The sequence below is a fragment of the Bradyrhizobium sp. 153 genome (assembly GCF_023073835.1).
In the GTDB taxonomy this organism is placed as follows: Bacteria; Pseudomonadota; Alphaproteobacteria; order Rhizobiales; family Xanthobacteraceae; genus Bradyrhizobium.
In genome coordinates this window covers 1-7,067 of record NZ_JADPKH010000144.1, presented here as the reverse complement: position 1 = coordinate 7,067, position 7,067 = coordinate 1, and the positions used below count along the sequence as shown (strand labels likewise).

Here is a 7,067-nt window from a genome sequence, read left to right as displayed (position 1 = left end):
CGTCCAGGATGGTGACGGTGGCGCCGGCATCGGCGACGCCGACCGTGCCGGTGATGGTCTGGCTGGCCTGGTTGACCGGTCCGCCCGCGCTGGTGATCGCGACCGCGGGCGCCGTCATGTCCAGGGTGAAGCTCAGCGATGCGCTGCCGGTGTTGCCAAAAGTGTCGGTCTGACTCGCTACGATGGTGTGTGGTCCGTCGGCCAGCCCGCTCGGCGTAAACGACCAGACGCCTTGCGCATCGGTGGTCACGGTTGCCACGATCGGGCTGCCGTCGATGATGAAGTGCACCATGGTGTTGGCGAGGCCGGTGCCGCTTACGGCCGGGTTGGCGGTGACGTGGTCGGTGACTGAGGTGCCGGTGTCGGCGACCAGGGCCTCGGTCACCGTCGGGCCGGTGGTGCTGAGCGTATAGACCACTGCGCCGCTGGTCGCGGTATTGCCGGCCGCATCGCTCACCCGCGCGGTCAGCGAGTTCTGGCCGTTGTTGAGCGTGACCGTGGTGCTCCAGCTGCCGTTGCTCTGCACGATGGCGGTGCCGATCGCGGTGGTGCCGTCCAGGATGGTGACGGTGGCGCCGGCATCGGCGACGCCGACCGTGCCGGTGATGGTCTGGCTGGCCTGGTTGACCGGTCCGCCCGCGCTGGTGATCGCGACCGCGGGCGCCGTCATGTCCAGGGTGAAAACAACGGGTACGCTTGTGCTAACGTTGGCACTAGCGTCCAAAGCGACGATGCTGTGGTCGCCATCTCCTGCCAGAGTGACTGCCGTGCTCCAAACACCGCCAGAGCCAACGGTCACCGTTCCAATTTGTGTGGTGACACCATTGTAGGTATCGTACAGCGTCACTGTCGTTCCAACGAGGGACGCATCGACAGTTCCGCTGATCGTTTGGCCTCCTTGATTGGTTGGCCCACCTGCATTGGCGATAGTTACAGGTGCCAACGACACCAAGGCGATAGCTTGCGTTGTATCCAAAGTGGGGACGAGCGGTTTTGATGCGGACGCAGAAGCTCCCGTGATGGAAGCGAGAGTCACAAAAAATGGAGTGATCGATCCGCTACCAGCTTGGCCCTTCACGTCGTCCGCAACAACAGTAGTCGGGGCCTCGGTGGGTGATGATGGCGGGCTCCCAGCGAACTTCTGCAGTGATTTTGTATCAACATCTCCTCGCTTGCCGTCGCTAGGTGCCGGAGTGTCTGGAGCGATCTGTTTCCCGATATCGTAGGTCGTTAACACCTGCTGAAAAGCATTGAACTCCTGCGCAACCTGGCTTGGGCTCTTACTGATGGCTTGGGTGGTCACCTCGAAATTGGCCGTTGGCGTGATGGTCATCGATGGACCGTCGCTGGTAACTATCCCGATTGGATCCCCCGCGGTACAAACGCCTTGAAGCAAGTTCGTTGGGACACATTTGAAGACCTGTACGGAATGAACTTGACCGTCTTGCTGATCGGCAACGGAGACCGAGACCTGTCCATCCACTGCATCGACGTTAAGAATGACTGCTGTACCGCGAATTCCAATCACGGCAGTAGGCGTCGCGACTTGCATGTCGCCCGTTTTGGCGACCTGGCCAGCGACGAAACTGGCGGCCCCCTGGACGAGGGTGAACAGCGAATGGTTCGCGCCACTCGTCAGACTGACTAGGGTACCGCTCGCGCTACTCTGCCCCTCATACCCCAATTCGTTCAACATGAAGCGAGCGTTGGCACTCAGGTTGAACGTTGAGCCGTCGATCAGAACGAGGCCGAGAGTAGAGCTGCTTCCAGTCTGCACGATATCGTTCTGATAGACGACGTCCCCGTTATTCGCCTCGATAGTAACGCCGTTGCGAACGATGCTGGCGCTGCCCGTTATGGTGGCGACATGGCCAATCACCTTTCCAGCGGCGGCATTTCCTCCGGCTTGAGCAAAGATTTGATGGCCGGTGAGAGCTTCAACAACCCTTGCATCGAGCAGCGCGCCGTCCGCAGAGCTGAGCGGCGAACGCTTCTCACCGAGAAAGTAATTGGGGATCGTGAGTCGATGGTTAGCATCGGAAATGATGAGATCATGGCCCGAACGTGCATATTCCCCTGAGAACAGGAGACGCGCGTCAGGAATGATGAGCGCGTTGGCTGGGCGAGGCTCAGGGAAGCCAAAGGACTCCGAAGCGACCTCAGATCCGGAAATATCGAACGTTTGATTTAATGGGGTATTCAAATCGGCGCCCCACTCGGAAATTGAAATTAATTAATTTTGTGTTAATAGCACGTCATTAATTAACTGCAAACAGATTGTGCGGTCGGCGCCTGAATCTGTTTGAGGCCCATGATCGTTCGACCCCGGATCAAACGAGAGCGTTAGCACCCGTGCGGAAGGTCCAACTCACATGGTACGATCAAGAGCGTTTCGTCGCCTTGACCTGATCGAGGTGCGGCGTCAGTTGGTGCGCGCGCGCAACCGACATTCCAGTAACCGCGTTATCGTAAGGCGCATCAACGGCCTGCTATGCCGGATTTACCACTTGGATGGCATCGCCCCCAGCCAAAGTGAGCGAATTCGCAAGGCTGTTGAAATCGCGCTCCGAGGCACATCCGAAGGTTAGTTGATCTAAGTCAAGCCCCCCGGATCAGAAAGGTAACCGCTGCCCAAGCTTGTCCTTGCTCAGTGCAAGCAACAGCAGGCCGAGAGCATCGGCGGGCGCGTCACTGATGCAATGGATCGAAAAATATCGGCTCTTGGCACCGGACCGATCCTGGCCATGCCAGCATAGAGTTGCGGACCGCAGTCGCTTGCGCAGATTCGTGCATTCGTCGCTACCCGGATCTCTGTGCATCCCCCCTTGCGGGGCAGTTGCGCAGCGGACGGTTGACCGATGTTAGCACTATTCTGCGGCGTTGAAGCTGGGCTGGCGGTTGCATGCCTGATTGGCAACGTTAGCCTCGATGGCCATCTGAAGCGATGAGGCAGACAGTAGCGCCATAGCCGATCGTTCTTCGGTCAAGCGTCTCTCAATGTACTGCCGTTCAACTTCGGTCAGCGTCGTTTCGAGCAGGCGCACATACCGATCTATGTTCTTCTGATATGTGCGCAAACGGACAATCTTCTCGTCCATCATCTTCCATCCCGGGGAACGATACTTGAAAATATCTCTTGAAGACGTGATTTTAAATATTTTATATCAATGCGTCGGATTTAAAATGGCAGATAAATCTCTGCGGGTCAAGAAGGGTATCTTCGATGAAATCGATCATGCTCACAGTGATAATTCTGTTCGCGATTTCGACCGTCGCGCCGCTCAATTCGTCTCCAGCATTGACTCAGCAAAACACACCCGACAAAGCCAAGGGTGCTAATACGCTTGCTACTAAGTGAGGTCAGTATTTGCTTCTCGCGAGTCCGCAAGCAAACGGCGGGTGGCTGAGCGAAAGTCGTCGATGAAGAAATCCTTGTTGGACAGCACTGATGATGAAATGGCAAGCCAGCGTGGCGCTTCGACCAAGAAGCCGTAGCCTGGATCGAGTAAACCAGAATTTGGTGCAGGCATCAGCGATGCAAGAACCTCTTTCAATCAAAGAGCAATTTGCTGTTGGTTCTCGCATCGAGGTGAGACCATCTGCCGGGCCACGGAGTGAAGGGTTATCGGTGTTTTTGAACCGTCCAATATGCATCAGGTCCGTAGCGGTTCCGTAATTCCGTTATGGGTCTTGGCCGTGTAAAAACGTCTGAGGAGGACGCGGGTTATGAGGTCCGGGACTGGCGTCTCAGGCCGCGATCGCAGCGATGAGCGGCTTGATCCCGACAATGTTCATGGCCCGCGTCAGATTGTAGGCCAAGACGGATAGTGCCATCTCGGCGGCTACTTTCGAAAGCGTTTTGGTCAGGAAGTGTGTCGCTCCCATGCGGGCCTTCATCGTGCCGAACGGATGCTCAACTGTTTCTCAACGCTGGCGCATGGCTTGTGGATTTGCATCAAGGCGCTGCTGCACAGCATCGAGCACGTGCTCATGCTCCCATCGTGTAATCCGCCGCTCCGGCCCTCTCGTGCATTGGGACTCGAGTGAGCAGCTTTGACAGGCCGTGGTCCAGTAGCGCCGCAGCATCTTGCCGTCTTCTTCGTTCGTGTAGCGATATGGCAGCCGCTCTCCAGCTGGGCAGCGATAGGCGTTTTCTTCCGGCAAATAGACAAACTCCTGCACCGAAGCGCCCTTCCGATTTGGCGCCCGACGTTAGGGGCTTGGGCAGAGTCACCGTGATGCCGCCCTCGTGGCACGCAAGGATCTCCGGGCTGTTGAAGTAGCCGCGATCGGCTACAGCCTCGAGCGTTTCCGTCTCCGAGTTCTCCGGTTGAACTTTGAGCTTGTGTATAATTTCCACTGAACGCCGCATAGTGTTGCTCGTGTGGGCCTACTGCTTTGGCTGGTGACGCTCGCCGCAGAGTTGATGTTCATTTGATTTCATGCGTATGGCAGACGGGCCGACCGGCGCCTTTAGCTAGCGCGTAGTGCGCTTGCAGCTTGTCGGTAGCCCGCGCTAGCTCCGCGCCTTCCAAAAGTGTGGACATTCTGACGGTAGAGCTAGACCGCTTTCTCGAACGGTAGGAAGATCAGTATCCGAATCGGCAACGGGAATGCCGCAGCAGGCTCTCGCCTGGCCGATTTTTCTAACTCCAGAACAAAATCGAAAGGGGGAGGTCGGCTTTAGCAAGACGGAGAAGTTACCTCATGTCTCGAGATGAGCCTCTCAGCCCTCGCACAAGAGCCGCCGGTAGCGCGCGGAAAGCTGTCATCTCCAGGAAGCCGAGCGCCCTGAAGCACGGCGCCTTCTCTTCGATCGACTTGATGCCTTGGGAAAGCGCGGACGAGTTCGACCGGTTGCGTCGTCGGCTAATTGAGAAATATTGCCCCGACGGCCCTCTCCAGGAAGAATGCATGGCGAGCATCGCTTTCTTGATGTGGCGCAAGCGTCGGATTCAGAAGAAGCACGAACTCGATCTGGCTGCCGAACTTGATCGTGCAGAAAATGCTGTTCTGTGGCAGCACCCGCAGCCCCTCGCTGATGATTGGCTCGAACACAAGAAACAGCAGGCGGCAAGGCTCAATGAGGCGAATACGCGCTCTCGGCGCGTCCGCGAAGATTACGATGAGCTCTTTAGTTTCAGTACCAGCCTCTATCGCGACCGCGCTGCGTCGACCTTACGGCCCGCAATTGAGATGTTGCCCCCCGAATTCGCCGAACACCTCAAGAAGGCTTGCCCGGAAGGAAACTACGAGACCACTTCTCAATGGATCGTTGCGCTTAAAAGAGAGGTTGACGGCGTATTGCTTCCAATGGTGCGCACGCGTCACCCCACTACAGAAGGCAATCGTTCCGCAGAAGCTGCTGCGAAGGTGCTGAACGAGAAGCGCCTGTTCGCAGACCTTGCCGCCGAAGAACGCATCGAGCGACTGATCGATCAGCAGCTGCACCGGTTCTTTAAATTGCAGGCGGCCGACGAGGTGATGATGCATAAGAGGAAGTCTCCAGTCCGCATGATTGAAGCATCAATCAACTCCGCAAACGAGCCCGAGGCTCAAGGCTGAAGCTGGCATGCCCCGACGGCAGGTGCTCACCGAGCGCAAATTCGCTGCTTGATTTTGCGAGTATCGAGAAAGGATTCGCGGGGTACGAGCAATTTCGCAAATCGATCCCCGTAAGTACCTGAAGTAATTGGAGGTAGTTTTTTGAGGGTTCTTTTGGAAAGGGCGGCGGGCATGGGTCGACCGTCCTCCCGCAGCTCAAAACAAAACCGCCGCCGGCCGGGGTGTCCGGAACGGCGGCGGTCGTTGATAGAGCCAGGCTGCGCTCAGCCAAGCGCTCTCGAATTACCGAACGTACCAGTATCCCCACCAGCGCTGGGACACGGGCCGTGCGTGCGCCTTCATGGCCGCGACTTCCTCGACCGGGCGAAGCTGGGGACCATAGATCGCGGGCGGGTAGACATCATCCCACAGCACAACTCCGCCTTGGACGAAAGCCGCCCGATGATGCGCCGGACCAAGCGCGAGCTCGGCGGCTGGCGCCACGGATGCGGTCAAGGTGAGGCCAAGAGCAGACAGGGCAATGGATGGAATAAGCACGCGGAAGTTCATTGGATTGAATCCCTTCGAAATGCGATGCGAAATAATGCACGGCTCCCGGACGGTTGCAAGGGCATCGGCCGACCGATCGGCCCGAAATTCCCGTTGCGGGAAGCGGGGTCTGCGCGAATCGCTCCTGCTCGACGATCAAAGCCTCGGGCCCGCAAGCTCGCAAGAGCATCTCTATATAGAGTGGGATCGTTGCCGGCCGAAACGAGAGGTGGGGGTGGATGATCGGACACGGCATTGCCTTGCATGCACACAAGAAGTCAAGGTGTGAGCAATCTTTCGGCGCCGGGAGTCATCGAAAATCATGATGTCGACACACCGCTCGGTCTTGATGTGTCCCCGGACTATCCGGGACGACTCTCCATGGCTTCTGCATTTGTCTCCGCTTCCATTTTTGGCGCTGGCCTCATCTTGGGATATGCGCTGCGTGCTTGGCGCGTCCAGCGAAGGGCTGCAAGCTCCGGTGAGACCTCGACTCCCACCTCAACATTCGGCCATGCCCGACGAGCCTTTTAGGCACCGTCCGGCTCGCCGGCAGGCACTCGGGGTTCTCACTGAAGCGAATGGGGGCATGACGAGATGAGTGAACCCAAGAAGGACGCTCCGCGGCGATACATCGTAGATGGCGCGGGACAGCGTGTTCTCGTCGGCCTGACGATTTCGGAGACGCTAGAGTTCGAAACGTTGGACAATCCGGATGCGCGATTGCGCGCCGGTTTGCCTGATCAGGAGCCTCATCTGCAGCAGAACGAGCACGGCGCGCGTTGGCTGGAGCTCTACGTCAAGCATGAGCGAGCCTGGAACGATTGGATGGCCGAGACGCGTGCCCAGCCGCAGAAGCCCTGCCTGCTCAACTAGTCGTCCGTGAAGAACCTCCAAGCGGTTGATCAAGAATCAGTTTTCGGGGCGAGAAGGTCTTGGGGATTGCAAACTTTCGGGCTTTGACGGCCCAAAAG

The 7,067-nt window shown here is 57.7% G+C and carries 6 protein-coding genes and 1 pseudogene; 2 read left to right on the top strand and 5 right to left on the bottom strand.

Going from position 1 to position 7,067, the window contains the following annotated elements; genetic code table 11:
• The 4 genes and pseudogenes from IVA91_RS32280 to IVA91_RS32265 all read right to left on the bottom strand — a co-directional run.
• Nucleotides 1-2,203: Ig-like domain-containing protein (locus tag IVA91_RS32280; RefSeq protein ID WP_247460299.1), on the bottom strand; the 2,203-nt coding region annotated here is incomplete at its 3' end.
• A gap of 664 nt (nucleotides 2,204-2,867) precedes the next feature.
• The gene (locus IVA91_RS32275) at nucleotides 2,868-3,101 is read right to left on the bottom strand and encodes a hypothetical protein (protein ID WP_091894168.1); all 234 of its coding nucleotides are present in this window, start codon (nucleotides 3,099-3,101) and stop codon (nucleotides 2,868-2,870) included.
• A gap of 249 nt (nucleotides 3,102-3,350) precedes the next feature.
• Nucleotides 3,351-3,554 (bottom strand): hypothetical protein, encoded by a 204-nt coding sequence (locus IVA91_RS32270; RefSeq protein WP_247279344.1) that lies wholly within the window; start codon nucleotides 3,552-3,554, stop codon nucleotides 3,351-3,353.
• Between the two features lie 193 nt (nucleotides 3,555-3,747).
• A pseudogene (locus IVA91_RS32265) lies at nucleotides 3,748-4,297 on the bottom strand (transposase); the annotation flags it as partial.
• A 617-nt stretch (nucleotides 4,298-4,914) separates the two neighbouring features.
• On the opposite strand from IVA91_RS32265, the gene IVA91_RS32260 reads away from it, so the two are divergent.
• Nucleotides 4,915-5,565: a hypothetical protein gene (locus tag IVA91_RS32260; RefSeq protein ID WP_247279343.1), complete on the top strand. Its 651-nt coding sequence runs from the start codon at nucleotides 4,915-4,917 to the stop codon at nucleotides 5,563-5,565.
• Between the two features lie 282 nt (nucleotides 5,566-5,847).
• On the opposite strand, the gene IVA91_RS32255 is transcribed toward IVA91_RS32260, so the two are convergent.
• Nucleotides 5,848-6,114 (bottom strand): hypothetical protein, encoded by a 267-nt coding sequence (locus tag IVA91_RS32255; RefSeq protein WP_247279342.1) that lies wholly within the window; start codon nucleotides 6,112-6,114, stop codon nucleotides 5,848-5,850.
• A gap of 576 nt (nucleotides 6,115-6,690) precedes the next feature.
• On the opposite strand from IVA91_RS32255, the gene IVA91_RS32250 reads away from it, so the two are divergent.
• Nucleotides 6,691-6,969: a hypothetical protein gene (locus tag IVA91_RS32250; RefSeq protein ID WP_247279341.1), complete on the top strand. Its 279-nt coding sequence runs from the start codon at nucleotides 6,691-6,693 to the stop codon at nucleotides 6,967-6,969.
• Nucleotides 6,970-7,067: the final 98 nt, after the last annotated feature.